The sequence below is a fragment of the Streptomyces avermitilis MA-4680 = NBRC 14893 genome (genome assembly GCF_000009765.2).
Classification (GTDB): Bacteria; Actinomycetota; Actinomycetes; order Streptomycetales; family Streptomycetaceae; genus Streptomyces; species Streptomyces avermitilis.
This window is the reverse complement of record NC_003155.5, coordinates 8,668,554-8,694,520: the sequence shown is the minus strand read 5'-3', so window position 1 is coordinate 8,694,520 and position 25,967 is coordinate 8,668,554. Positions and strand designations below refer to the sequence as shown.

Genomic DNA, 25,967 nt, shown 5'->3' with positions numbered 1-25,967 from the left:
GGGCCCGCCCTCGCTCCCGCTCCCGCCTGAGCCGCCTACTTGAGCAGCCGTGACATCCGCCGGTCCGCCAGGGGTCTGCCGCCGGTCTGGCAGGTCGGGCAGTACTGGAGCGAGGAGTCGCTGAAGGAGACCTCGCGGATCGTGTCCCCGCACACCGGACAGGGCTCCCCCGTTCTGCCGTGCACCCGCAGCCCGGTCTTCTTCTCCGCCTTCAGCCGCCCGGCGGCCAGCCCCCGGGAGCGCTCGACCGCCTCGGTGAGCGTCGTACGCAGTGCCGCGTACAGCTGTCGTATCTCCTCGGCGGTCAGGGCCGAGGTGAGCTTGAACGGTGACATCTTCGCGGCGTGCAGGATCTCGTCGCTGTACGCGTTCCCCACGCCCGCGATCAGGCTCTGGTCGCGCAGCGCGCCCTTGATCCGGCGCCGCTCGCCCTCCAGAAGCCGCGCGAAGCGCGCCTCGTCGAAGTCGTCGGCGAGCGGGTCCGGGCCGAGCCGGGCCACGCCCGGGACGTCACCCGGGTCCCGTACGACATGGACGGCCAGTCTCTTCTGTGTGCCGGCCTCCGTCAGGTCGAAGCCCTCTCCCGTCTCCAGCGCGACACGCAGCGCCAGCGGGCCCTTGCCGGGGCGGGGCGGGGCGTCGGGCAGCTTGTCCCGCCAATGGAGCCAGCCGCCGCGGGCCAGGTGCGTCACGAAGTGCAGGCCGTCCGCCTCCAGGTCGAGGAACTTGCCGTGCCGGCGCACCGCCGTGATCTCCCGGCCCTCAAGGGCGGTGACCGGGGGGTCGTACGTCTTCAGGACACTGATCGCGACGGGCAGCACCCGCACGACCTCGTGGCCGACGACATGGTCGGCCAGGAAGTCCTTGAGCGCTTCGACCTCGGGCAGTTCCGGCATGCCTCCAGAGTGCCACCCGGCACCGACAACGCCATGCGGAGCAGCAGTCAGCTCCGCTCCGGGACGATGAACTCGCACCACACGCACTTGCCGCTGCCCCGGGCCTCCACGCCCCAGACATCGGCGAGCCGGTCCACGAGCAGCAGACCGCGCCCCGACACCTCGCACTCACCGGCCTCGCGGCGGCGGGGCAGGGCGCTGGAGGAGTCCTCGACCTCGACACGCAGTCTGTGGTCGGGGCCGGTGAGGACCCTGAGGGTGACGATCGCGGAGCCCTCGGTGTGCATGAGGGCGTTGGTGATCAGCTCGTCGGCGACCAGTTCGATCTCGTCGGCGCGCTCGCGGGCGCCCCAGGCCCGGACCGCGGCGCGGATCATGTGGCGGGCCTCGGTGAGCGCCTCCGGGTCACCGGGCGCGACGTGCTGCTGGAGACGCCCGCCGGACTGCCGGCCAAGGCCCTGGCGGCGCATGAGGAGCAGGGCCACGTCGTCGTCGCCGCCGCGTTCCTCGGCCACGTCGATCAGCAGGTCGGCGAGGTCGCGCACGTCGTCCGGACCCGAGCGGAGCAGCTCCAGCAGGGTCTGCATGCCCTCGTCGAGGTCGGCACCGGGCTGCTCGACGAGGCCGTCGGTGCACAGCAGCAGGGTCTCGCCTGGATCGAGCTCTATGGTGTCGACCGGGTATTCGAGGCGGCCGAACTCCGCCGAGAGACCGAGCGGCAGCCCGCCCTGCACGGGCAGCCGTCGGCAGGTGCCGTCCATGTGCCGCACCAGGGGGTCGATATGGCCGGCCCGGACGAGCTGCATCACCCCGGTGGACAGGTCGGCCTCCGCGTACAGGCAGGTCGCGAAGCGATCGGTGTCGAGTTCGTGCAGGAAGACGGAGGCGCGGGCCATCACGGTGGCAGGCGTGTGTCCCTCGGCGGCGTAGGCGCGCAGCACGATCCGCAGCTGGCCCATGACGGCCGCCGCGTGCGTGTCGTGGCCCTGCACGTCGCCGATCACGGCGCCGACGCGGCCGCCCGGCAGGGGGATCAGGTCGTACCAGTCGCCGCCGATGTCCCGGCCGATCTTCGCCGAGCGGTAGCGGACGGCCACGTCGGCGCCGGGCACGCTGGGTATGGAGCGGGGCAGCATGGCCTGCTGAAGGCCCTGCGCGAGATCCTTCTCCTGCTCGTAGAACATGGCGCGCTGAAGGCTCTGCGCGATGCTGCTGCCGAGCGCGACGAGGACGTTGCGCTCCTCCGGGGTGAAGCCTCGCCGGTCGTTGTAGAGCAGGCCCATGGCGCCGATGGGCCGGGCCTGCACGATGAGCGGCAGGTAGGCGGACGAGGTGATGTTCAGGTCGATGATGTTCGGCCAGAGGATCGGATAGCGGTCGGCGAACTCCTCGGGCGACTCGATGAAGATCGGCCTGAGGGTGCGCACGACCTCGCTCATCGGATACTTCTCGTCGATGCGTGTGACCAGGGTGCCGGGCACGAAGCTCCCCGCGGGCCCCTCGGCGACCAGCCGTATGCGGCCGGCCTCCACCAGGCCCATGACCAGGCTCGTCGCACCGAGATAGGTGAGGCCGTGGGTGTCCTTGAGGACGTCGATCACGTCCTGGACGGTCCGTGCGTGGGCCAGGGCCGCCGTGATGGCCTGGACGACGTTCGTCTGCCGGCGCCTGACTTCGTCCCGGCCCCTCGCTTCCTGGCGTGCCTCGCTCTCGCGCAGTTCCTCCGTGGCGTCACGGACGATGCCGACGATCCGGCGCGGGCGGCCGCCCTCGTCGCGGCGGATGTAGCCCTGGGTGTGGGTCCAGCGCAGCGAGCCGTCGCGACGGCGGAGGCGGAAGTAGGCTCCGTAGTTCTCGCTGCCGTCCTTGAGGGCCCGGGAGACCAGCGCGTCGAGCCGGCGGGCCTCCGGGGCGGGCACCCGGTCGCTCAGGGTCTCGGGGCGGCCTTCGTATTCGTCGGGGCGCACGTCGAAGATCTCGTGGGCCTGGGCGTCCATGTGCATCAGACCGGTGTCCAGGTCCCAGTCGAAGCTGCCCATGCGGTTGAGCGCCAGGATCGGATCCGGGTGGGCGGTCCAGTCGTCCGGGAGTGACAGGGCGCTCGCTCCCCGATCAACCATGGGGCCACCTTGCCAGGGTTTGTCCTATTCCTCGACTTCGGAGCCTACCGCCGGGCGGCCGGCCCGGCGGCAGGGCGCCGCACGCCGAACCGTCGGGATAGGGCGCGGGAGCGCTCCCGCGTCGCCGAAGGGCTCCCGGTGGGCGCCGACTGCGGCGTCCGGGTGACGGGAGCCGCGGTCGCGGTGGAGGCCGCCGTGGAGTCGGTGAAGCGAGCGTGCAGGTCGTGACGGGCGTTCTGACGGGTACGCGCACCACGTTCTCGCGGCGCCGGTCACCCAGCGTCACAATGGAGGGGAGAGGAGCGCTCGACGTGGAGTGGTTCACGGCAACCGACTACTGGTGGAGCCGGCTGGTCTTCCAGCGGGCGCTGGCCGTCGTGTATCTCGTCGCGTTCCTCGGCGCGGCCCTCCAGTTCCGCGCGCTGATCGGGGAGCGGGGGATGCTGCCGGTTCCGCGCTTCGTGGCACAGGTGCCGTTCCGTCGGGCGCCGAGCGTCTTCCAACTCCACTACTCGGACCGCTTCTTCGCGGCCTGGGCGGGCGCCGGCTGCGCGGTGTCGGCGGCGCTCGTCGCGGGTCTTGACTCGCACCTGCCGCTCTGGGGCGCCATGGTGCTCTGGCTGGTCCCGTGGGTGCTGTATCTGTCGATCGTCAACGTCGGCCAGACCTGGTACGGCTTCGGCTGGGAGTCGCTGCTTCTGGAGGTGGGCTTCCTCGCCGTGTTCCTCGGCAACGACGAGGCCGGTCCGCCCGTCGTGGTCCTCTTCCTGCTGCGGTGGGTGCTGTTCCGCGTCGAGTTCGGGGCCGGCCTGATCAAGATGCGCGGGGACGCGTGCTGGCGGAAGCTGACGTGCCTGTACTACCACCATGAGACCCAGCCGATGCCGGGCCCGCTGAGCTGCTTCTTCCACCACCTGCCCAAGCCCCTCCACCGGGCCGAGGTGGCCGCCAACCACGTCACCCAACTGGTCGTCCCCGTTCTGCTGTTCACCCCGCAGCCGATCGCCACGGCCGCCGCCGCGCTGATGATCCTCACCCAGCTGTGGCTGGTCCTGTCCGGCAACTTCGCCTGGCTGAACTGGCTGACGATCGTGCTGGCCCTGTCCGCGGTGGCGTTCCCCGGCACCCCGCCGGACGTGCCCGGCGCACCGCTCTGGTACGAGATCGTGGTGCTGGCCGTCGCCGCCGGGCTGGTGGGCCTCAGCTACCGGCCGGCCCGCAACATGCTCTCCCGGCGGCAGGTCATGAACCGCTCCTTCGACCCGCTCCACCTGGTCAACACCTACGGCGCGTTCGGCAGCGTCAGCCGCACCCGGCACGAGGTGGTGATCGAGGGCACCGCCGACGACGAACCGCGCGAGGACGCGGACTGGCGGGAGTACGAGTTCAAGGGCAAGCCGGGTGATCCACGGCGGTGGCCGCGCCAGTTCGCCCCGTACCACCTGCGGCTCGACTGGATGATGTGGTTCGCGGCGCTCTCCCCCGCGTACGCCGGTTCATGGTTCGGCGGTCTGGTGGAGCGGCTCCTGGAGAACGACCGCGACACGCTTCGGCTGCTGCGCCGCTCGCCGTTCCCGCCGGACGCCCCGCCCCGGTTCGTCCGGGCCCGGCTGTACCGCTACCAGTACACGACCTGGCGCGAGCTGCGGGAGACGGGCGCGTACTGGCAGCGGACGTATGTGCGCGAGTATCTGCCGGCGACGCGGCTGGCGACGAGGGTCGAGCTGCGGGACCCGTAGTCGCTCCGCCCACGGGCCTGGCGCGGCGGCGAGGTCCGGGCGCACCGCCGCGCCGAGGATCAGCGGCCGTAGACCCGGGGGATCAGAGGCCGTAGACCCGGGTCGCGGTGCCGGAGAACAGGTCCTCGCGCTCGTCGGCCCCGAGTGCGGCCGTCAACTCGTTGGCGACGTCGATGACTTGGCCGTACGACGCGGCGAGCGTGCACACCGGCCAGTCGGAGCCGAACATCAGACGGCCGGGGCCGAAGGCGTCGAGGACCGTGTCCGCGTACGGGCGCAGCGCGTCGGCCGTCCAGGTGCCGGGGCCGGCCTCGGTGACCATGCCCGAGAGTTTGCAGACGGTGTTGGGGAGCGCGGCGAGCGCCCGGACGTGCGTCGCCCACGGTTCGCGTGCGCCCGACGCGATGGGCGGCTTGCCCAAGTGGTCGAGGACGAAAATGAGTTCGGGCAGGTCTCTGGCCGACTTGACGCAGGCCGGCAGCTGGTGCGGCAGGACCACCAGGTCGTGGACGAGCCCCGCCCCGGCCACGGCGGCGAGCCCTCGGCGGACGTCGGGGCGCAGCAGCCAGTCGGGGTCGGGCTCGCCCTGGACCTGGTGGCGGATGCCCCGCAGATACGCGCCGCCGGGGAGCTCCGCGAGGCGCGCCAGCTCGTCGGCCACGTCCGGCCGGGTCAGGTCGGTCCAGCCGATCACTCCCCCGATCAGCTCACTCTCCGCCGCGAGGGCGAGGAACTCCGGCGTCTCCTCGGCGACGGTGACCGTCTGCACGAGCACGGTCCGGTCGACCCCGGCCGCCCGTGCCTCCGGTTCGAGGTCCGCGACAGTGAAGTTCCGCCGCAGGGGCTGGAGTTCCGGGCCGGTGATCCAGTCCTGGTCGCGGACGGACAGGTCCCAGACGTGGTGGTGGGCGTCGACCGTCACGGCAGCTCCCATACGACGGGCAGGCCCGCTTCTGCGCCCGCACCGGAGTAGTCGTGCACGACGTCGAGCAGCTCCGCCATGCGCGCCTGCCAGGCGATGTTGACCGGCAGCTTCTCCAGCTCGGCGAGCACACGGCCGTAGTCCTCGCACTCCAGGACGTGGAAGAGGTCGGTGCCGGAGCGCCAGATCGTCCAGGAGGTGACGTCGGCGGCGCGGATGGCGGCGGTCAGCTCCTCGGGGACCTCGCGGTGGGCGGCCTCGTACGCGGCGACGCGGTCGGCGCGGACCTTGGTGTGCAGCGCGATCCTCATGGGCCCTCCTCGCCGGGAACCGGGGCGTCCTCGGGCAGCAGCCGCTCGGCGCGCAGCTCCTGCCAGAAGTCGGCGGGCACGGGCGCGGCGAACTGCTCGGCGCAGTCACGGACTTCGTACGGCGAGCGGGCACCGACCAGGACGCTGGCCACGGCCGGGTGGGCGGCGCAGAAGGCGAGCGCGGCGCCGCGCAAGGTGGTGCCGTGCCGCTCGGCCACCGCCTTGAGCCGCAGGGCGCGGTCCAGCAACTCGGGCGGCGCAGCGGCATAGTTGTAGGTGGCGCCCGGTTTCGGGTCGGCCAGCAGGCCGGAGTTGAAGGCGCCGCCGATGACGACGGAGGTGCCGCGGTCGGCCGCGGCGGGCAGCAGGTCGGCCAGTGCGCGCTGGTCGAGGAGCGTGTACCGGCCCGCGCACAGCACCACGTCGACATCCGTCTCGCGGACGAAGCGGGTCAGCATCGCGGTCTGGTTCATGCCCGCGCCGATCGCGCCGACCACGCCTTCGGAACGCAGTTTCTCCAGCGCCGGACAGCCCTCGCGGAAGGCCTGTTCGGCATGGTCGTCGGGGTCGTGGAGGTAGACGACGTCCACGCGGTCCAGGCCGAGCCGTTCGAGGCTGGCCGTCAGAGCGCGTCGTACCCCGTCGGCGCTGAAGTCCCAGACGCGGTGATGGGTGGCGGGCACGGCGAATCCGTCGGCCAGGTCGTCGCCGCCCGCGTCCGTGGGTTCCAGCCGGCGGCCGACCTTGGTGGAGACCGTGTACGCGGTCCGGGGGTGCTCGCGCAGGGCGGCGCCGAGGCGGCGCTCGGAGAGGCCGAGGCCGTAGTGCGGCGCGGTGTCGAAGTAGCGGATGCCGCTCGTCCAGGCGGCGTGCACGGCCTGTGACGCCTGCTCGTCGGTGACCGCGGTGAAGAGGTTGCCGATGCCGGCGGCGCCGAAGGACAGTTCGCTGACCTCGACGCCGCTGCGGCCGAGGGTGGTCACTGTCCCACCGGGCGCAGCCGCAGCCCCTGCATACCGCCGTCCACGGCGAGCGCGGTGCCGGTGGTGGCGTCGGACAGCGGGCCGGCCAGGTAGGCGATGGCGCCCGCGACCTCGGCTGCGCTCACGAGGCGGCCGGTGGGCTGGCGGGCCTCCAGTGCCGCGCGTTCGGCGGCGGGGTCGGGCGCCGCGTCGAGGAGCCGGCCGACCCAGGGGGTGTCCACCGTGCCGGGGTTGACGCAGTTGACGCGGATGCCCTCGCGGACGTGGTCGGCGGCCATGGCGAGGGTGAGGGCGAGAACGGCGCCCTTGGAGGCGGAGTACAGGGCGCGCTGCGGCAGACCTGCCGTGGCGGCGATGGAGCAGGTGTTGACGATCGCGGCGTGTGCGGAGGCGCGCAGCAGGGGCAGGGCGGCACGCGTCGTGCGCACGATGCCGAGGACGTTGACGTCCAGGACCCGGTGCCACTGCGCGTCGTCGTTGTCCTCGACCGTGCCCTGGGCTCCGATGCCCGCGTTGTTGATCAGTACGTCGAGTCCGCCGAGGTCGCTGACGGCGGCGGCCACGGCCTCGCGTACGGAGCTGTCGTCGGTGACGTCGGCGCGATGGCCGAACAGCGGCTTGTCGACACCGCTCGGGTCGAGGTCGAGCACGGCAACCTGGGCGCCACGGGCGGCGAGGAGTTCGGCGGTGGCGCGGCCGATGCCGGACGCTCCGCCGGTCACCAGCGCCTTGAGGCCCTCGAAGTCGGTCATGCGGCTTCCCCCTTCTGCTGCGCGAGGTCGGCGGCCCAGAAGGTGCCGCCGGGATAGGTGTACCGGGCGATGGACTCGGGCCGCATGGTGGCCGAGAAGCCCGGCGCGGCGGGTGCCGTGTAGTGACCCTCTCTGATCACCACCGGGTCGAGGAAGTGGTCGTGCAGATGGTCGACGTATTCGATGACGCGGTCGTCGGTGGTGCCGGAGAGTGCGACGAAGTCGAACATCGAGAGGTGCTGCACGAGTTCGCACAGGCCGACGCCGCCCGCGTGCGGGCAGACGGGCACGCCGAACTTGGCCGCCAGCAGGAGGATCGCGAGGTTCTCGTTGACGCCGCCGACGCGCGCCGCGTCGATCTGGAGGATGTCGATGGCGCCGGCCTGGAGGAGCTGCTTGAAGACGATGCGGTTCTGGACGTGCTCGCCGGTGGCGACCTTGACCGGGGCGACGGCCCGGCGGACCGCCGCGTGGCCGAGGATGTCGTCGGGGCTGGTCGGCTCCTCGATCCAGTAGGGGTCGAACTCGGCCAGGGCTTTGGTCCAGGTGATGGCCTCGGCGACGTTCCAGCGCTGGTTGGCGTCGATCGCGATGCGGATGCCGGGGCCGACCGCCGAGCGGGCGACCCGGCAGCGGCGGGTGTCGTCCGCGAGGTCCGCGCCGACCTTCAGTTTGATCTGGGTGAAGCCGTCGGCGACGGCCTGCGTGGCGAGGCGGGTGAGCTTCTCGTCGTCGTAGCCGAGCCAGCCCGGTGAGGTGGTGTAGGCGGGGAAGCCCTTCTCCCTCAGGCGGGCGGCCCGCTCGGCGGCTCCCCGCCTGCCGCGCCGCAGCAGCTCCAGCGCCTCCTCGGGGGTGAGCGCGTCGGTGATGTAGCGGAAGTCGATCTGGTCCACGAGCCACGCGGGCTCGGCGTCGGCGAGGAACTGCCACAGCGGCTTGGCGGCGCGCTTGGCCGCCAGGTCCCACACCGCGTTGACGACCGCGCCGATCGCCATGTGCATCACGCCCTTCTCGGGCCCGAGCCAGCGCAGCTGGCTGTCGCCGATCAGGTCGCGGAACAGCGTGCCCGGGTCGGCGCACAGTTCGCCCACGGACCGGCCCACCACATGCGCGCGCAGCGCGTCGATCGCGGCGACCTGGACATCGTTGCCCCGCCCGATGGTGAAGGAGAATCCGTGTCCCTCGATGCCGTCGGCCGCGTCGGTGCGCAGCACGACGTACGCGGCCGAGTAGTCGGGGTCCGGGTTCATCGCGTCGGAGCCGTCGAGCTCGCGGGAGGTCGGAAAGCGGATGTCATGGGTGTCGACCGCGGTGATACGGGCGGCAGTTGGGGACACGGGAGGCCTTTCGGTCCGGGACACGGGGGCGTACGGGATCGCGGTCGGCGTCAGTCCTGGGCGCGGCCCGTCGTCACCCGCGCGATCATCAGGGCGACCAGGATGATTCCGCCGTAGATGGCCTGGATCCAGAAGGACGGCACCTGGGCGAGGGTCAGCAGGTTCTGTACGACGCCGAGCAGGAGTACGCCGGTCAGGGCGCCGAACATGGTGCCCTTGCCGCCGTCGAGGCTGATGCCGCCGATGACCGCCGCCGCGAACACCGTGAAGATCATGTTGTTGCCCTGGTTGGCGCTGATCGCGCCGACATAGCCGGTCTGCATGATCCCGCCGACGGAGGCGAGGACACCGGCGACGACGAAGACGCCGAGCATGACGCGCTCGACGCGGATACCGGCCGCGCGGGCCGCGTCCGCGTTGCCGCCGATCGCGTACAGGGCGCGGCCGACGCGGTGGTAGCGCAGGACCAGGCCGGTCACACCGAAGGCGATCGCGGCCAGCCACACGGACATGGGGACCCGCAGGAACGTGGTGGTGGCCAGGGTGAAGAACGCGTCGGGCATCCCGAACAGCGTCTTGCCCTTGGTCGCGCCGACCAGCAGTCCGCGCAGGATGATCAGCATCGCGAGGGTGACGATGAAGGCGTTCAGCTTGAGCTTCACGACGAGGATGCCGTTGAAGGCGCCGATGACCGCGCCCACGACGAGGATCGCGAGGAGGGCGAGCGCGGCGGGGAACTCGGTGCCCCAGCCGGACTGGGCGGCCGGCAGCACGAGCAGCGCGCCCACGGCGGGCGCGATACCGACGACCGACTCCAGGGAGAGGTCGAACTTGCCGGTGATCAGGACGAGCGACTCGGCGAGCACGACCATGGCGAGGGCGGCCGAGGCGCCGAGGATCGAGATCAGATTGCGCTCGGTGAGGAACGAGTCGTTGACGACCGCACCGAGCACCAGGAGCAGCAACAGGGCTGGCACCAGGGCGAGTTCGCGGGCGCGGCGGAGCAGCACGGTCTTGGCCGTGCGCGGGTCGGGGGCCCGTACCGGCGAGAGCGGCCCGGCCTTGGTCTCACTCACCGGGGCCGCGCTCTGATCGGCCGGGGGTCCGGGGGTCGTCCCCCGGGGAGATGCCGTGGCCATGGTCCACTCCTTCGATGGAGGCGATCAGCTCGTGGTCGTGCCAGCCCGCCGCGTGCTCGGCGACGACACGGCCGTGGAAGAGGACGAGAACGCGGTCGCAGCGGCGCAGGTCGTCGAGTTCGTCGGAGACGACCAGCACGGCGGTGCCGTCCTCGCGGGCGCTGTCCATACGGGCCAGCAGGGACTCCTTGGACTTCACGTCCACGCCCGCGGTGGGGTTGATGAGGACGAGCAGCCGCGGATCGGAGGCGAGGGCGCGGGCCATCACGACCTTCTGCGCGTTGCCGCCGGACAGGTCGGAGACGGGCTGGTCGGGGCCCTCGGTGTGGATGTCGAGGCGATCGATCAGCTGGGCGGCGAGACCGCGCTTGCGTTCGGTGCCGACGAACCCGTACCGCCCGAGCCGGCCCAGGACGCTCATGGTGGCGTTGTCGCCGATGCTCATCCCGGACACGAGCCCCTGCTCGTGCCGGTCGCGCGGTACGCAGCCGACGCCCGCCCTGAGGGCGGCCTGCACGTCGCCGAAGACCAGCTGTTCGCCGTCCAGCCGGGCACTGCCGCCCGTCGGGGTGTGCAGTCCGGCGAAGGACTCGGCGAGCTGGACCTTGCCGCTGCCGCTGGAGCCGGCGAGGCCGACGACCTCGCCGTGGCGGACGGTGAGATCGACGTTCTCGTACGCCGGTGAGGTGAGCCCCCGCGCTTCGAGGGCCACCGGCGCGTCAGGGGCCACCGCGTCCCGCACGGCCGCCCGTTCCCGCGCCGCGAGGACCTCCCCCGCCATCGCCTCCACGAGCGCCGCGCGCGGGAGTTCGCCGACGGGTGCGGTGGTGATCCAGCGGGCGTCGCGCAGCACGGTCACCGTCTGGCAGACCTCGTACACCTCCTGGAGGTGGTGCGAGATGAACAGGAAGGTGACGCCCGACTCCTGGAGTGCGCGCATCCGGGTGAAGAGCCGCTCGATCTCCCGGTTGTCGAGCTGCGCGGTCGGTTCGTCGAGGACGATGAAGCGGGCGCCGAAGCTCAACGCGCGGGCGATCTCCACCATTTGGCGGTCCTCGACGTTGAGGTCGGCCGTGCGGGCGTCCGGGTCGACGCGCACATCCCAGGTCTGAAGGACCTCGCTCGCCTCGGCCCGCAGCCGGCGCCAGCTGATGAAGCCGCCGCGGCCGGTGGGCTGCCGGTTGACGAAGAGGTTCTCGGCGACCGTCAAGTCGGGTACGACGGTGGGCTTTTGGTAGACGCAGGCCACCTTGCGGCGCCAGGCGTCCCGGTCGGCGAGCGGCGGCGCGGGCTCGCCATCGAAGCGGACCGAGCCGGCGTCGGGGACCTGAAGGCCGGTGAGGACGGCGACGAGGGTCGACTTGCCCGCGCCGTTGCGGCCGACGAGGGCATGGGACTCGCCGGGCAGGACGGTGAGCTGCCCGTCCTGAAGGGCGACGGTGGGGCCGTAGCGCTTGACGATCCCCCGCGCCTCGACCAGTGGTGGTGTGCTCATTTGACCGTGTTGCCCCAGAGCTTGGCGTCGTCGACGTTGTCCTTGGTCACCAGCGGCGCGGGCAGCTGATCCTCCAGGATCCCGCTGGGCAGCTTCACGATCGTCGAGTCGTGGTCCGTCGGACCCGGCTTGAAGGTCTTCCCCTGCATCGCGGCCTTGATGTAGTACATGCCGTACTTGGCGTAGGCGTCGGCGGGCTGGGAGACGGTGGCGTCGATCTGGCCCTTGCGGATGGCGTCGAACTCCTGCGGGATGCCGTCGTTCGAGACGATCGTGATGTGGCCCTTCTCGCCCGTCTTCTTCAGCAGTCCCTTGGACTTGAGGGTCTGCAGCGTCGGCGCGAGGTAGACGCCGCCCGCCTGCATGTAGATGCCCTTGATGTCGGGGTTGGCGTTGAGGAGGGTGTCGAGCTTGGAGGCCGCGGTGTCGGACTCCCACTTGGCGGGGATCTCCAGGACCTTCAGCTTCGGGTAGTTCTTCCTGACGCACGTGCGGAACGCCTCGGAGCGGTCCCGGCCGTTGACCGAGGCGAGGTCGCCCATGATCTGCACGACCTTGCCGGAGGTGACCTGTTCGCCGAGGTACTGGCAGGCCTTCTCGCCGTACGCGACGTTGTCGGCGCGTACGACCATCGCGACCTTGCCCTTCTCCGGGGCGACGTCCACGGCGACGACGGGGACACCCTTGCGGTCGGCCTGGTCGAGCCCGGCCTCGATCGCGGCGCTGTCCAGGGGGGCCACGACGAGGCCCTTCACCCCCTGGTTGAGCTGGTTGTTGATGTCGGTGATCTGCTGCGAGGGGTCACTGTTGGAGTTGACGGTCTTGAGCGTGTCCACGCCCTCGGACTTCGCCATCTTCGGTACGTAGTCGTTGTACGACTGCCAGAACGGCGAGGTCAGCAGGGGCAGGATCACTCCGACCTTGCCGGTGCCGCCGCCTGCGCCGCCGGAGGCGGCGGTGTCCTTGGTGCTGCCGCACGCCGAGAGCGCGAGGGTGGCGCAGGCGGCCGCGGCCGCCGCCTTCCAGAGGGTTCTACCGGCCATCTGTCGGCTCCTCATCGAGCGAGATTGAGCGGGTGCCCGAATATTTATCAGACCACTTCCACGCCAGAACACCCCTCGGAGCCAAATTTTCGCTGTTTCCAGCCGTAGTGGTCGGACCACATTGCTCGTTAGACTGCGGCGCACCCGGCGACAGGAGGAACGGCGTGGACGAGTCGGCCCCGCAGAAGGGCACCGTGACGCAGCGCGCCATCGAGCGGATCAAGGCGATGATCGGCGAAGGCCGTCTGGAGCCGGGGCAGCGGCTGCCCACCGAACGTGATCTGGCCGTGCAGCTGGGTATCTCGCGCAGCTCGATGCGGGAGGCGATCCGGGCGCTCACGGTCCTCGGCGTACTGGAGGCGCGGCACGGTTCGGGCATCTATGTGACGCAGCTGGACGCCGGTGACCTGCTGGAGACCTTCGGGGTCGTGGCGGATCTCTCGCGGGGTCCGCAGCTGGTCGAGCTGCTCGAAGTGCGCCGGATCCTGGAGTCGACGGCGACGGCGCTGGCGGCCGCGCGGATCACGCCCGATCAGCTGGCCGAGGTGGAGAAGCACCTGGCGGCGATGAACGCGACGGACGATCCGGAGGAGATCCTCGCCCACGATCTGGCCTTCCACCGCGAGATCGCGGCCGCCGCGGGCAACGACACGATGGCGGCGATTCTGGAGGGCCTCTCCTCCCGCACGTTCCGCGCCCGGGTCTGGCGCGGCTACCAGGAGGAGGGCGCCTTCGCCCGCACCCGCCGCGAGCACACCGCGATCCACCGCGCCCTGGTCGCCCACGACCCGGAGGCGGCTCGGGCGGCGGCGGCCGCGCATGTGGGCGAGGTGGAGGAGTGGCTGCGGACCCAGATCGGGCCGTAGGGCCTGTTGCGAAAGTGGGTCCGCAGCACCGAGGGAGTGTCAGGCGCGCCGGAGGCGGAGCGTCACCAGTTCGAAGGGACGCAGCGACAGCGTGATGCGGTCGCCGTCCACGGCCGGCTCCCGTGCGTCCGCCAGCGGGCGTTCCAGCAGGTCCGTCACCGAGACCGCCGCGACCTCGAAGCCGGCCTTGAGCGTGGCCCGGGTCCGGCCGCCGCGGGACTCGTGGAAGCGGACGACCACGTCACCGCTGCCGTCGTCGGCCAGCTTGACCGCGGTCACCACGACCGCGTCCTGGGTGACGGCCAGCAGCGGCGTCACCTCCCGCCCGCCGGTGACCTTCCGCTCCGGCACGTTGATCCGCCAGCCCTCACGCACGGCGTCCCCGATCCCGGCGCCGGGCACCAGAGCGTGTCGGAACCGGTGCACGCCCTGGTCGGTCTCGGGGTCCGGGAAGCGCGGGGCCCGCAGCAGCGAGACACGCACCGTGGTGGTCGTACCGCCGTCGTCGCGCACGGTACGGGTCACGTCGTGGCCGTACGTCGAGTCGTTGACGACCGCGACACCCCAGCCGGGCTCCTCCATGTGCACGAACCGGTGGTTGCACGCCTCGAACTTGGCGGCCTCCCAGGACGTGTTGGTGTGCGTCGGCCGGAAGAAGTGCCCGAACTGGGTCTCGGACGCGTAGCGTTCCGCGTGCACGTCGAGCGGGAAGGCGAGCTTCAGGAACTTCTCGGTCTCGTGCCAGTCGACCTCGGTATCGATGTCCAGCCGCCACTCCCCCGGCGCGAGCGACAGCACCTGGGTGACACGGGACGCGCCGAAGGTCCGGACGATCCGCACCGAGACGCCGTCCTCACCGGGGGCGATCTCGTCGGCGTCGACCAGGTCGGTCACCGTGTTGCGGTAGAACTCGTCGACGTCCCAGGCGTCCCACATGTTGGGGAAGTCGGGGTGCAGCTGGAGCAGGTTCGCCGGCCGGCCCGGTGCGACGGTCTCGCGGTCCGCGGCGAGGTCGAAGGCGGAGACCACGAGTCCGTGTGCGTCGATCTCGACCCGCAGCCGCCCGTTCTCCATGACATAACCGCCGTCCGCGCGGGGCACGAGCGCGCACTCGCCCCCGACGGCCGGGGTCCGCGCACCGCCGGCGGGCACCCCGTCACGGGTGTGCGGCGCCGAGTTGAAGACGAGCGGCGTCGTCCCCTCGCCGGCCAGCGCGCGCTGCGCGGCGTCGATGACGCCGTTCAGCTCCTCGGCGACCTTCTCGTACGTCTTCCTGGCCTCCCGGTGCACCCACGCGATGGACGAGCCGGGCAGGATGTCGTGGAACTGGTGGAGCAGCACCGTCTTCCAGATACGGTCCAACTCCTCGTACGGGTAAGGGAATCCGGTGCGGACCGCCGCGGTGGCCGCCCAGAGTTCCGCCTCGCGCAGGAGGTGTTCGCTGCGGCGGTTGCCCTGCTTGGTCTTCGCCTGGCTGGTGAGTGTGGCGCGGTGCAGTTCGAGGTACAGCTCGCCGACCCAGACGGGCGGGTCGGGATATTCGGCCTCGGCCTGCTCGAAGAACTTCGCGGGTGTCTCCCAGGCGACCGTCGCCGAGCCTTCGAGATCGCGGAGCCTGGCCGCCTTGGCGATCATCTCGCGGGTCGTGCCGCCGCCTCCGTCGCCCCAGCCGGTGGGCGCGAGCGAGTGCCGGGCCACTCCCTTGTCCTTGAAGTTGCGTGCCGCGTGGGCGATCTCGCTGCCCTTCATGGAGCAGTTGTAGGTGTCGACGGGCGGGAAGTGGGTGAAGATCCGCGTTCCGTCGATGCCCTCCCACCGGAAGGTGTGGTGGGGGAACTTGTTGGTCTGCGACCACGAGATCTTCTGCGTCAGCAGCCACTTGGAGCCCGCCGCCTTGATGATCTGGGGCAGTCCGGCCGCGAAGCCGAACGTGTCGGGCAGCCAGGCCTCGTCGTTCTCGATGCCGAACTCGTCGAGGAAGAACCGCTTGCCGTGCACGAACTGACGGGCCATCGCCTCGGATCCCGGCATGTTCGTGTCCGACTCGACCCACATACCGCCGGCCGGCACGAACCGTCCCTCGGCCACGGCCTTCTTCACCCGCGCCCACACCTCGGGCCGGTGCTCCTTCACCCAGGCCCACTGCTGCGCCTGCGACATGGCGAAGACGAAGTCGGGCTCGTCCTCGATCAGCGCGGTCATGTTGGAGGTCGTCCGCGCCACCTTGCGCACCGTCTCGCGCAGCGGCCACAGCCAGGCCGAGTCGATGTGCGCATGGCCGACGGCGCTGATGTGGTGCGCGGAGGGCACGGCGGGTTCCGCGAGCACCCCTTCGAGCCGGGCGCGCGCCGCTGCCGCCGTGCCGTTGACGTTCTGGAGATCGACCGCGTCGAGCGCCCGCTCCACCGCGCGCAGGAGGTCCCAGCGGCGCGCCGACTCCACCGGCAGTTCGGCCATCAGCTCGCCGAGGACCTCGAGGTCGATGACGAGCTGCCACACCGTCTCGTCGAAGACGGCGAGATCCATGCGCTCCAGCCTGTACTGCGGCTCACTGCCCGCCGTCTCCTTGTCGCCCAACTGGGTCGGCCTGAACGGGTGGTAGTCGAGGATCACGGGGTTGGACGCCGCCTCGATGTGCAGCCGGACCTCTTCCCCGCCCTCGACGGGTGCGCCGATCCGCACCCACTGGTTGCGCGGGTTGAGGCCCTTCACCGGGGTGCCGTCGGGACGGTAGACGAGCCCCTCGCACTGGAAGCCGGGCATGTTCTCGTCGAAGCCGAGGTCCAGCAGGGCCTCGACGGTCTTGCCGGCCCAGGCCTCGGGGACGGTCCCGGTGACGCGGAACCAGCTGGTGCCCCAGGGAGCACCCCAGCGTGCGCCCGCCGCGATCGGGCCGACCGGGGCGGCGAGCCCTTCGGCGACCGGCACCGGCTCGTCCGGCGCGTGCCACACCGCCACCTCCAGCGGTACGGACTCGGGGTACACGGCGGGGCGGATGCGCTCGTCGAGAACGCGCCGGAGGCGGGCTTCGACCAGGGTGCGGTCGTCATGCATGGGAGTGCTCCGTGGGGTGAGGGTGCTGGCTACCAGGGGTGGGTGGTCGTGGTGGCGGTCGATTCGGTGTAGAGCTCCCCTACCGCGCGCAGTTCGAACCGTGCGGCGCTCTCGCCCTGCTCGGCCGCGAGCCCGGCGACGTAGTACGCGCACTGGCAGGTGCCGCCGAGGAAGCGGCGTGTGCCGTCGGCGAGGACGCGGTGCAGCTCGTAGTGGCGTACCTCCCCGGCCGCGGGCTGCCAGGAGAAGCGCAGGCTGCCGCCGTCGGCGTCGGTGACGCGCAGACCGGTGGGGGCGGCAGGCTCCGCCGGGGCGTTCTTGACGGCGAGCGCGCCGAGCCGCCATCTCACCGGGGAGCCGCTCCCGGTGAGCCGTACGGCCAGCGTGCGTACGGTGCCCGACAGACCCGTCAGCCGTACGGTCGAGGTCCCCCAGCCGTCGCCTGAACTCACCGGGAAGTAGGTGTACGACGGCGCCTGCCCGGGGGCGCTCGGCTCGGCGGTGGCGACCGCCAGCTCGATCTGGGCGCTGCCCGCGTCGGTGCGATGGGTCAGCTCGACGACCGTCTCGGAGGAACCGACCGGCAACCGGGTCTCGTACAGGTCCAGGGTGGCCGGCGCGCCGAGGGTGCCGGCGACCAGCACGCTGCTGCCGCCGCGCCAGGCGTCGGCGAAGTCGAAGGTGACGGACGGCCGCGCGCCGCTCGTCCGGACGATCCAGCGGCGGGAGGGCAGGCGGTCCTGGAGTCCGAGGTGGTTCCAGGCCGTGTCCGAGGTGACCTCGCCGCCCTCGTACCACTTCAGTCCATGGCCGGTGTTGAAGACGGTCGCGAAGGGCAGCGAGTCGACGGTCGAGCGGTCGGCGACGCGCAGCGCGGGGGCGCGCCAGCTCGCGGTCGTGTTCGGCTTCGCGGGGTCGAGGGACGCGCCCGTCCAGAACAGGTCGTCGGCCGCGTGGAAGTCGCCGGGTGTGCGGTTCGCGGGCAGGTGGTTGCGGGTCCACTCGGGCCTGTAGAAACCGAGCGAGACGACGTGCGCGGAGGCGGACGGGACGATGGCGTCCCAGTTGACCGAGGTGCTCGTTCCGTTGGATTCGACGTCGACGCCCGCCCACAACTCGTATCGGCTGCGCCCGAGTTGCCCGGCCAGCGTGCCTGAGGAGGCCAGCGTGCTCTTCGACCAGCGGAAGTCGACGAACATCGAGTCGGCGGCCTGGAAGAACGCCTGGTTCTGGCTGTTCAGGGCGCCCTGCCAGCTCACCGACCCGGTCGCGGTCATCGAGTCGTACCAGGTGACGCGCTGTCCCTTCGCCGTGCCGAGCGCCTTCAGCTCCTGTAGGAACCCACGCATGTCGGTGGCGAGGGCGGTGTTCCCGCCGCTCGTCTCCGCGTTGACGAACCAGCCGTCGAAGCCGTACGCGTCGGCGACCGCGACGAGTTGGGCTGCGAGCGGGTAGTGCCCGGTCGCGTCCTTCTGGACCAGGTCGCGCGTCCACTGCAACTGTCCGCCGTACGCGACGGGCGGCAGGAAGATGTTGCCGAGGACGGGCACCCCGTGGCGGTGGGCCGCGTCCACGATCGGGGCGTTGGGGGCGAGGATCAGTCCCTAACCGGACGAGCCGCCCCAGAAGACGAGTTCGTCGACGTACGACCAGTGGGTCAGGGCGTAGTAGTCGGCGGTCGGCGCGCCCTGGGCGGGGTTGCTCGACGTGGGTCCGAAGGAGACCAGGGACTGGATGCGGGCCTGGCCCGAGCGGGCCGTGGTGTTGGCGGGGGTCGGGGTGAAGCGGGCGGCGAGCGGCACGGCGGCGGCGTTGAACGCCAGGTCCGTGTCGTTCTCGGCGCGCCAGGCCTTCAGGCTGCGCCAGGTGATGCCGGTGCCCGGGGTGCCGGAGGGCAGCGAGTCGGGGTACCAGTAGGAGGCGTACGGCTGGAGGTTGCGGGTGGCCGCGCCCGCCGTACCGGACAGGCCGGGGACGAGTCCGGCGGCCGCTCCGGTCGCGGCGAGCAGGACGGTGCGTCTGCTGAGGTTCACTGTGTGCTCCGTATCGTCGTGGGGACGGGCTACTCGGTGACCTGATCGGGGGTGACGACAGCGGTGATGCCACGGGCCGCGAGGTGTTCCTTGTCGTCGGCGCGGCTCGCGAGAACGGTGGTGGGGCGGGCCCCGTCGGCGGTGAGCCGGGCGAAGGCCTCGAAGACGGCGCCGCCGGGGGCGCAGACGGAGCGGCCGGGGGTGGTGTCGACGACCAGCGCGGTGGTGCGTACGGCGGGTGCGTACGGCCGCTGCTCCTTGACGATCCGGGCGAGGGTCCTCCCGGCGGGCTTGGGCTGCCGGTCATTGGTCAACAGGCCGAGGCTGTACTCGAGTTCGGGGAAATCGGCCAGGTCGCGGGCCACGTCGTGCGAGCACCACCAGGTCACGCCCCACACGTCCGTGCAGTCGAGGACGCCCGCGACGGTCGCCTCGGTGAACGCGGCGGCGTGCTCGGCGTGGATCAGCGGGGCGGGCGCGCCGACCTCCTGGACCCAGACCGGGCGGCGCGGGTCGTCCGCCCAGGCCTTGGACAGCTCGACGAGGTAGGCGGCGTGGTGCTCGGTGGCGGTGCCCGTGCGGCCGTGACGCTGGGCCGTGCCGTTGAACACCCAGGAGTGCACGGCGGTCATGTCCCCCAGACGGGCGGAGTGTCCGGGTGTGAAGGGCTGGTCGTCCTGGTACCAGGCGGCGTCGTACGAGGCGTGCAGATGCAGCTTCCCGGGGGCGCCCTGCGCGCACGCGGCGAGCAGGCGCCGCAGCCACGCGCCCGCCTGCTCGGGGGTGATGCGGTCCGGGTCGGGATGCGGCCCGGCCGCGAACTGGTTGACCTCGTTGCCGATCGTCATGCCGATGAAGTTCGGCCGGTCGGCGAGCGCGGCGGCGAGGGTGCGCAGGTACTCCGCCTCTCCCTCGACGACCGTCGGATCGGTGAAGATGTTCCGCCGGTGCCAGGTCTGTGTCCAGGCCGGCAGGAAGTCGAAGCTCGACAAGTGGCCTTGCAGTCCATCGACGTTGACGTCGAGCCCGCGCTCGGCGGCCGCGTCGGCGAGCGCGACGAGCTGCTCGACGGCGCGCGGGCGGATCAGCGTGCGGTTGGGCTGGAAGTACGGCCACAGCGGGAAGACCCGGATGTGGTCGAGGCCCAGTGCGGCGATCGAGTCGAGGTCGGCGCGCACGGAGTCGAGGTCGAAGTCGAGCCAGTGGTGGAACCACCCGACGCTCGGGGTGTAGTTGACGCCGAAGCGCACGGCAGAGGGCATGGGGGGTCCTAGCGAATCGGGATGACGGGGGGTTCGGCCCGGTCTGGCGGGGTCAGCCCTTGACGGCGCCCTCGCCCACGCCGCGGAAGAAGTACCGCTGGAGGCAGGCGAAGAGAGCGATCAGGGGTGCCACGGCGATGACCGTGCCCGCGGCGACCACGCGTTCGTCGTTGGCGAAGGTGCCGTGCAGATAGTTGAGGCCGATGGTCAGGGTGAACTTCGAGGGGTCGCTGAGCACGATCAGGGGCCACAGGAAGTCGTCCCAGGCGCCCATGAAGGCGAAGATCGCGACGACGGCCAGGGTGCCCTTCACCGACGGCAGCGCGATCCGCAGGAACCGCTGCCAGGCGTTCGCGCCGTCGACGTAGGCGGCCTCCTCGATCTCGTGGGGAAGGTTGAGGAAGGCGTTGCGCATCAGCAGGACGTTCATCGCGCCGATGCAGCCGGGCAGCACCACGCCGATCAGCGTGTTGTTCAGGCCGAGCTCCCGCATGGTCGTGAACTGGGCGATGATGATGCCCTCCACGGGCACGAGCATCGCCAGGATGAAGACCAGGGTGGCCACGCGCCGGCCCCGGTAGCGCAACCGGGCCAGCGCGTAGCCGGCGAGTGCCGAGCCCACGCAGTTGGTGACGACGTTGGCCGCGGCCACCTTCAGCGAGTTGAACGCGTAGTCCCAGACGGGGATGGTGTCGGCGACCCGCTGATAGTTGTGCAGGGTCGGATCGCCCGGCAGGAACTTCGGCGGGGAGCTGAAGATGTCCTCGGTCGGGCCCTTGAGCGAGGTGGACAGCTGCCACAGGAAGGGGCCGACGGTGAGGGCGAGGACGGCCAGCAACAGCAGGTAGCGCAGGGCCAGTTCCCAGACGCGGATCCGGCGTCCGTGCTCGTCGGTGGCCCGGGGTTCCCGGGCGGCGGCCGGTGTCCGGACGGGTCGTACCTTCTCCAGGACGCTCACGCCTCCTCCTTCCGGTCGGCACGCAGCACGAGCAGCATCAGCCCGACGGTGACCACGAAGACGACGACGGACATGGCGGAGGCGTAGCCGACGCGGCCGGTCAGGCCGGTGCCGGTGCGCTGGACCAGCATCACGAGCGTGGTGTCCTCGCCCGCCGGGCCGCCGTCGGGCCCCGCCATCAGGTACACCTCGGAGAAGACCTTGAAGGCGGCGACCGAGGAGAGCGCGCCGACCAGCACCATCGTGGAGCGGACGGCGGGCACGGTCACGGTGAGGAAGCGGCGTACCGCCCCGGCCCCGTCCACCGCCGCGGCCTCGTGCAGCTCACGCGGTACGTTGGCGAGCGCGGCCAGGTAAATGATCATGTAGTAGCCGAGGCCCTTCCAGACCGTGACGGCCATGGCGCTCAGCAGGAGCAGCCACTGGTCGCTGAGAAAGCCGACCCTGCCGACGCCGATCGTCTCCAACAGCGAGTTCACCAGGCCGCGTTCGTCCAGCAGCCACACCCAGATCAGACCGACCACCACGATGGACGCGACCACGGGTGTGTAGAAGGCCGACCGGAAGAAGCCGATGCCGGGGATGTTCTTCTGGACGAGCAGGGCGAGCAGCAGCGGCAGGAGTACGAGCGCGGGGACCACCCCGAGGACGTACAGTGCGCTGTTGCGCAGCCCGATCCAGAACATGTCGTCGTGCAGCAGCTCGCGGAAGTTGGCGAGCCCCACGAACCGGCCGGGGATCAGCGTCCGACGGTCGGTGAAGGCGTTGACCAGCGTGGAGACGAAGGGATAGAGGACGAAGACGCCTACGACCAGCAGCCCGGGGGCGGCGAACAGCCAGGGGCTGGTGGGGAGATGGCGCCGCACCCTCGACACGGTGGAACTCGCCATGGCGCGTCAGCCCTGCTGCTGAAGAAGCCGGTCGCACGCCTTGACAGCGTTGTCAAGGGCCGCTTTGGGGCTCTCCTTGCCCTGGAGCGCCTTGGCGACCTCGTTGCGCAGCGCGGTCTTCATCTGCTCGCTGAACAGTACGGGCGTGTAATTGACCGCGTTCTTCAGGGATGCGGCGGCCGCGATCCGCACCCGCGTCTCGTCCGTGCCGTCCTCCTTGGTGAAGTACGGGTCGTCGAGGGAGCCGGCGGTGCTCGGGAAGATCGCGACCTTCTTGGCGAACGACATCTGCCGCTGCGCGTCGGTCACGTAGTGCGCGAAGGCGACGGCGGCCGGCTTCCGCTGGGAACGGGAGTTGACCATCACCCCCATCACGTACATGTTCACCTTGCCGGTGCTGGTGATCTGGTCCGTGATGCCGATGTTCTTGTACAGGTTGGGCGCCTGCTTCTTGAAGTTTCCGAGGTCCAGGGCGCTGCCCGGGTTCATGGCGACGGCCCCGGTGAGGAACTTCTTGCCGGAGGACTCCGGGGTGGCGGTCAGTACTTGCGGGTCGAGCGCCTTGGCGTCGTACAACTCCTTGTACTTGGTGAGGAGTTCGACGCCCTTGGTGTCGTTGAAGGCGAAGGCGGTGCCTTCCTTGTTCATCAGCTCGACGCCGTAGCGGCCGAAGTCCTCGATGGTGGGCACGTTGGCGAGCGTGGCGACCTCGCCCTTGCTCTTCTTCGCCAGCCGGAGGGCGTCGGCGAACAGTTCGTCGTAGGTCTTCGGGGGCTTCGAGGCGTCGAGCCCGGCGTCCTTGAAGAGGCTCTTGTTGTAGAACAGCGGGCCGGTGTTGAGGTACCAGGGGAAGGCGTAGGTGCCGGTCATGCCCGGTATCCGGTGGCTGGCCCAGGCGCCGGGCAGGTACTCCTTCCGGTACTTCGCGGCCGCCTTGTCGAGGTCGAGCGCGAGCCCGGCCTTGGCGAGCGGCGCGACCAGGTCCGGCGAGACGTTGACGACGTCGGGCAGGGTGCCGCCGGCCGCGTCCGCGCTGATCTTGTCGGCGTAGCCCTCGGCCGGCTGGTCGACCCACTTCACCTGGGTGTCCGGGTACTTCTTCTCGAAGTCGGAGACCACGCCCTCGAAGTACGACTTGAAGTTGGCCCGTAGGTTCCAGGTCTGGAAGGTGATGGTGCCCTCGACCTTGCCCGAGGCGTCCGTCGAGCCGCCGCCGTCGTCCCCTGAGCCGCAGGCGCTCAGCGGCAGGACGACGGCTACGGCGGCAGCGGCGGCGAAGGTTCTGCGGGAGATGCGCACGGATGGGCTCCTCTGCGGCGGGGTGAACGGGTGCCGTCGCAGACCTTGCAGGCTCGCCCCTTTGGAAGTCAATGGATTCGGTCGAGCTAAATTCTTGAGCGCATTGAATGCGCAGGTCAGGGGCTTTTCATCAGCCTCTTGCCAGGGACAACTAATGCGCTTTAGAGTGCTGGCACTCAAGCGCATTAGTGCACCGGCTCCAGGGAATGGAGAGCAAGTTTGTCAGCCAAGCGGTCTCCCGCGCGTCGGCCGACGATGAAGGACATCGCACAGCGCGCCGGGGTCTCCGAGAGCGCCGTCTCCTTCGCGCTCAACGGCCGGCCAGGGGTCTCCGAGGTCACCCGCGACCGGGTGCGCCGGGTCGCCGAGCAGCTGGGCTGGCGGCCGAGCACGGCGGCGCGCCAGCTGTCCGGCGAGGGGTCTGCCACCGTCGGTCTGGTCGTGGCGCGGCCCGCCGACACGCTCGGCGTGGACTCGTTCTTCCTTCAGCTGATCTCCGGCATCCAGGAGGTGCTGGCGGAGCGTCATCTCGGCCTGCTGTTCCAGGTGGTCGAGGACGTGGCCGACGAGTGCGCGGTGTACCGGCGCTGGTGGGCCGAGCACCGCGTGGACGGCGTGCTGGTCGTCGACCCCCGTACGGACGATCCGCGCCCCGGCCTTCTCGACGAACTGGGGCTGCCCGCGGTGGTCATCGGCGGCGTCCCGGACGCCCTGCATCCGGGGCTGTCCACGGTGTGGGCGGACGACGCGGGGGCGATGGCGTCAGTCGTGGACCAGCTTCATACCCTCGGCCATCGCCGGATCGTGCACATCGCGGGTCTGCCGGGCCTCGCCCACACCGAGCGCCGGATCCGTACGCTGCGGGCCGAGGCCGGGCGGCGCGGACTGGCCGAGGTGCGGTCGGTGCCCACGGACTACTCGGACGCGGAGGGCGCGGCCGTCACCCGCCGCGTCCTGGAGAGCGGCACTCCCCCGACCGCGCTGGTCTACGACAACGACGTGATGGCCCTCGCCGGGGTGGCCGCCGCCACGGAACTGGGCTTCTCGGTGCCGGCCGACGTCTCGGTGGTGTCCTGGGAGGACTCCGCGCTGTGCCGCATGGTCAAGCCGTGGTTGTCCGCGCTCTCCCGCGACACGGTGGAGTTCGGGCGTACGGCGGCGACGGAACTGACCGCGCTGCTCGACGGCGGCCCGGCGCGCACGGTCCAGGTGCCGGTGCCACGGCTGATCGAACGGGACAGCACGGGGCCCTGCGGGGCTTGACGGGGGCGCTGGGGGTGGACGGTGCGTGCGCCGCCTGTCCCCAGCGCCTGCCGTCCGGCCCGCGAGCGGTACAGCCCGGACTCCGTGCTACGGGTCGCCGCTCTCGACGTGGCGCCGCCGGCACGGCACAGTGCTCCTCGTACTCACGAGTACGACCCGCCACCGCACCTCAGGCACCGCGCCACGCCCAAGGCACCACACACCTCAGGCACCACACCGACAGGGAGCGCCCGTGACCAGCTGGGTCGGCCTTTCCGCCGCCGAGATCGCCGCAGCCGTACGCGAGAAGCGGGCCACGCCCCGTGAGGTGGTCGCCGAACACCTCGCCCGGATCGACCGGCTCGACGCCCGCGTCGGCGCCTTCCGCCGGGTGCGCGCGGACGCGGCCCTGGCCGAGGCCGACGAGGTGGCGTCCCGCACCGACCTGGCCGAACTCCCCCTGGCCGGGGTGCCCGTGGCCGTGAAGGACAATCTCGCCGTACGGGGCGAGTCCACTCGCCACGGCTCCGCGGCCACCCCCGACACCCCGGCCGACCACGACCATGTCACGGTGGCCCGGCTGCGTGCGGCGGGTGCCGTCGTCGTGGGGGTGACGAACGTGCCCGAGCTCTGCGTGTTCGGCACCACGGACGGCGTGCACGGCACGGCCCGCAACCCGTGGGACACCTCGCGCACGGCGGGCGGCTCCTCGGGGGGCAGCGCGGCCGCGGTCGCCGCCGGGATGGTGCCGATCGCGCTCGGCAACGACGGGATGGGCTCCCTGCGCATCCCCGCCGCCAACTGCGGTCTCGTCGGCCTGAAGCCGGGGTACGGGACGGTGCCGGCGGGCATCGGAAACGGCGACTGGTTCGGCATGTCCGAGAACGGCCCGCTCGCGACCACGGTCGAGGACGCCCGGCTGATGTTCGCGGTGCTGGCCGGGACGGTCACGGCGGTCGCGGAGACGGAGGCGATACGCCCGTCCGGGCCCGGCACCCGCACGATAGCCCTCTCGGTCCGCAGTCCGCTGGCCGGTGTCGCCGTCGGCCGCCCGTACGCGTCCGCCGCCCGGGAGGCCGCCGAGTTGCTGGCCGGGGCCGGTCACCAGGTGCGGCGTGCCGATCCCCCGTACCCCCTGTGGCTGAGCACGACCTCGCTCGCACACTGGACGGCGGGCACCGCGGTGGACGCCGAGGACCTCGATGTACGGCGGCTGACCCGGCGCACGCGGGTGCACGCGGCGGTGGGGCGCCGCTTTGTGCGCTCGGTGCGGGGCGGCGCACGCCGGGAGCAGTTGCGGGAGCGCCTGACGCCGTTCTTCGAGGAGCACGACGTGCTGCTGACCCCCGCCCTCGCCCGGCGCGGCCCCGCCGCGGCGGCCTGGCACGAGCGGGGCTGGCTGCGCAATCTGCTGGTCAACACCACCTACTCGCCGCTGACCCCGCCCTGGAATCTCACGGGCTGGCCCGCCCTGTCGGTTCCGTTCGGCACACTGCCGAGCGGCGCGCCCGGTGCCGTGCAGCTGGTGGGACGCCCTGGTTCCGAGCTCGATCTCCTCGCCCTGGCGGGCCAGTTGGAGGAACTGCACCCCTGGCGACGCACGGCCCCGCTCGGCTGAAGCGGGCC

At 71.3% G+C, this 25,967-nt stretch carries 19 protein-coding genes and 1 pseudogene; 4 read left to right on the top strand and 16 right to left on the bottom strand.

Translation table 11 applies throughout. The features are described from left to right. Positions 1-35 precede the first annotated feature (35 nt). Both SAVERM_RS37430 and SAVERM_RS37425 read right to left on the bottom strand, forming a co-directional pair. Positions 36-896, bottom strand: coding sequence for an Fpg/Nei family DNA glycosylase (locus SAVERM_RS37430; protein ID WP_010988684.1), 861 nt, complete (start codon positions 894-896; stop codon positions 36-38). Between the two features lie 47 nt (positions 897-943). Continuing rightward, positions 944-3,016, bottom strand: a complete 2,073-nt coding sequence (locus SAVERM_RS37425; RefSeq protein ID WP_010988683.1) for a SpoIIE family protein phosphatase — start codon at positions 3,014-3,016, stop codon at positions 944-946. A 311-nt stretch (positions 3,017-3,327) separates the two neighbouring features. On the opposite strand from SAVERM_RS37425, the gene SAVERM_RS37420 reads away from it, so the two are divergent. After that, on the top strand, positions 3,328-4,755 hold the full coding sequence (locus SAVERM_RS37420; protein ID WP_010988682.1) for a lipase maturation factor family protein: 1,428 nt from the start codon (positions 3,328-3,330) through the stop codon (positions 4,753-4,755). Between the two features lie 82 nt (positions 4,756-4,837). Here SAVERM_RS37420 and SAVERM_RS37415 read toward each other — a convergent pair whose 3' ends face one another. From SAVERM_RS37415 to SAVERM_RS37380, 8 genes are read right to left on the bottom strand one after another with little or no spacing between them, the layout of a single operon-like run. After that, positions 4,838-5,677: an amidohydrolase family protein gene (locus SAVERM_RS37415; protein ID WP_037647087.1), complete on the bottom strand. Its 840-nt coding sequence runs from the start codon at positions 5,675-5,677 to the stop codon at positions 4,838-4,840. Beyond that, positions 5,674-5,988, bottom strand: coding sequence for an L-rhamnose mutarotase (locus SAVERM_RS37410; RefSeq protein ID WP_010988680.1), 315 nt, complete (start codon positions 5,986-5,988; stop codon positions 5,674-5,676). The genes SAVERM_RS37415 and SAVERM_RS37410 overlap by 4 nt, the downstream gene beginning before the upstream one ends. Continuing rightward, complete coding sequence (locus SAVERM_RS37405; protein WP_010988679.1) at positions 5,985-6,971, bottom strand: aldo/keto reductase; 987 nt, start codon at positions 6,969-6,971, stop codon at positions 5,985-5,987. The genes SAVERM_RS37410 and SAVERM_RS37405 overlap by 4 nt, the downstream gene beginning before the upstream one ends. Further along, a complete protein-coding gene (locus SAVERM_RS37400; protein WP_010988678.1) occupies positions 6,968-7,723 on the bottom strand; it encodes an SDR family NAD(P)-dependent oxidoreductase in 756 nt (251 codons plus the stop codon). Before SAVERM_RS37400 ends, SAVERM_RS37405 begins: the two co-directional genes overlap by 4 nt. Then, the gene (locus SAVERM_RS37395; protein WP_010988677.1) at positions 7,720-9,060 is read right to left on the bottom strand and encodes an enolase C-terminal domain-like protein; all 1,341 of its coding nucleotides are present in this window, start codon (positions 9,058-9,060) and stop codon (positions 7,720-7,722) included. Before SAVERM_RS37395 ends, SAVERM_RS37400 begins: the two co-directional genes overlap by 4 nt. A 50-nt stretch (positions 9,061-9,110) precedes the next feature. Next, positions 9,111-10,136, bottom strand: a complete 1,026-nt coding sequence (locus tag SAVERM_RS37390) for an ABC transporter permease (protein ID WP_037647204.1) — start codon at positions 10,134-10,136, stop codon at positions 9,111-9,113. Next, positions 10,129-11,694 carry a sugar ABC transporter ATP-binding protein gene (locus SAVERM_RS37385; RefSeq protein WP_010988675.1) on the bottom strand — a complete coding sequence of 522 codons (1,566 nt, stop codon included), beginning with the start codon at positions 11,692-11,694 and terminating at the stop codon, positions 10,129-10,131. Before SAVERM_RS37385 ends, SAVERM_RS37390 begins: the two co-directional genes overlap by 8 nt. Beyond that, positions 11,691-12,737: a sugar ABC transporter substrate-binding protein gene (locus SAVERM_RS37380; protein ID WP_010988674.1), complete on the bottom strand. Its 1,047-nt coding sequence runs from the start codon at positions 12,735-12,737 to the stop codon at positions 11,691-11,693. Before SAVERM_RS37380 ends, SAVERM_RS37385 begins: the two co-directional genes overlap by 4 nt. Before the next feature lie 164 nt (positions 12,738-12,901). Between SAVERM_RS37380 and SAVERM_RS37375 the strand changes: the two genes are divergently transcribed. After that, the gene (locus SAVERM_RS37375; protein ID WP_010988673.1) at positions 12,902-13,603 is read left to right on the top strand and encodes a FadR/GntR family transcriptional regulator; all 702 of its coding nucleotides are present in this window, start codon (positions 12,902-12,904) and stop codon (positions 13,601-13,603) included. A 39-nt stretch (positions 13,604-13,642) separates the two neighbouring features. Here SAVERM_RS37375 and SAVERM_RS37370 read toward each other — a convergent pair whose 3' ends face one another. The 6 genes and pseudogenes from SAVERM_RS37370 to SAVERM_RS37345 form a co-directional block, all read right to left on the bottom strand. Continuing rightward, complete coding sequence (locus SAVERM_RS37370; protein WP_010988672.1) at positions 13,643-16,657, bottom strand: alpha-mannosidase; 3,015 nt, start codon at positions 16,655-16,657, stop codon at positions 13,643-13,645. A gap of 29 nt (positions 16,658-16,686) precedes the next feature. Next, positions 16,687-18,690: pseudogene (locus SAVERM_RS37365) on the bottom strand (endo-beta-N-acetylglucosaminidase). A gap of 29 nt (positions 18,691-18,719) precedes the next feature. Further along, positions 18,720-19,952: a glycoside hydrolase 5 family protein gene (locus SAVERM_RS37360; RefSeq protein ID WP_010988669.1), complete on the bottom strand. Its 1,233-nt coding sequence runs from the start codon at positions 19,950-19,952 to the stop codon at positions 18,720-18,722. A 52-nt stretch (positions 19,953-20,004) separates the two neighbouring features. Continuing rightward, positions 20,005-20,910, bottom strand: coding sequence for a carbohydrate ABC transporter permease (locus SAVERM_RS37355; RefSeq protein WP_010988668.1), 906 nt, complete (start codon positions 20,908-20,910; stop codon positions 20,005-20,007). Further along, positions 20,907-21,800, bottom strand: a complete 894-nt coding sequence (locus SAVERM_RS37350; protein WP_010988667.1) for a carbohydrate ABC transporter permease — start codon at positions 21,798-21,800, stop codon at positions 20,907-20,909. Before SAVERM_RS37350 ends, SAVERM_RS37355 begins: the two co-directional genes overlap by 4 nt. A 6-nt stretch (positions 21,801-21,806) precedes the next feature. Then, positions 21,807-23,099 carry an ABC transporter substrate-binding protein gene (locus SAVERM_RS37345; RefSeq protein ID WP_010988666.1) on the bottom strand — a complete coding sequence of 431 codons (1,293 nt, stop codon included), beginning with the start codon at positions 23,097-23,099 and terminating at the stop codon, positions 21,807-21,809. A 219-nt stretch (positions 23,100-23,318) separates the two neighbouring features. Between SAVERM_RS37345 and SAVERM_RS37340 the strand changes: the two genes are divergently transcribed. Then, the gene (locus tag SAVERM_RS37340; protein WP_010988665.1) at positions 23,319-24,362 is read left to right on the top strand and encodes a LacI family DNA-binding transcriptional regulator; all 1,044 of its coding nucleotides are present in this window, start codon (positions 23,319-23,321) and stop codon (positions 24,360-24,362) included. Between the two features lie 232 nt (positions 24,363-24,594). Then, positions 24,595-25,959: an amidase gene (locus tag SAVERM_RS37335; RefSeq protein ID WP_010988664.1), complete on the top strand. Its 1,365-nt coding sequence runs from the start codon at positions 24,595-24,597 to the stop codon at positions 25,957-25,959. Positions 25,960-25,967: the final 8 nt, after the last annotated feature.

What these genes read in the sequence shown, in the direction of transcription:
- SAVERM_RS37410 (WP_010988680.1), bottom strand. Translation starts at nt 5,988, where the DNA reads ATGAGGATCGCGCTGCACACCAAGGTCCGCGCCGACCGCGTCGCCGCG.
- SAVERM_RS37370 (WP_010988672.1), bottom strand. Translation starts at nt 16,657, where the DNA reads ATGCATGACGACCGCACCCTGGTCGAAGCCCGCCTCCGGCGCGTTCTC.
- SAVERM_RS37385 (WP_010988675.1), bottom strand. Translation starts at nt 11,694, where the DNA reads ATGAGCACACCACCACTGGTCGAGGCGCGGGGGATCGTCAAGCGCTAC.
- SAVERM_RS37425 (WP_010988683.1), bottom strand. Translation starts at nt 3,016, where the DNA reads ATGGTTGATCGGGGAGCGAGCGCCCTGTCACTCCCGGACGACTGGACC.
- SAVERM_RS37350 (WP_010988667.1), bottom strand. Translation starts at nt 21,800, where the DNA reads ATGGCGAGTTCCACCGTGTCGAGGGTGCGGCGCCATCTCCCCACCAGC.
- SAVERM_RS37360 (WP_010988669.1), bottom strand. Translation starts at nt 19,952, where the DNA reads ATGCCCTCTGCCGTGCGCTTCGGCGTCAACTACACCCCGAGCGTCGGG.
- SAVERM_RS37400 (WP_010988678.1), bottom strand. Translation starts at nt 7,723, where the DNA reads ATGACCGACTTCGAGGGCCTCAAGGCGCTGGTGACCGGCGGAGCGTCC.
- SAVERM_RS37380 (WP_010988674.1), bottom strand. Translation starts at nt 12,737, where the DNA reads ATGGCCGGTAGAACCCTCTGGAAGGCGGCGGCCGCGGCCGCCTGCGCC.
- SAVERM_RS37430 (WP_010988684.1), bottom strand. Translation starts at nt 896, where the DNA reads ATGCCGGAACTGCCCGAGGTCGAAGCGCTCAAGGACTTCCTGGCCGAC.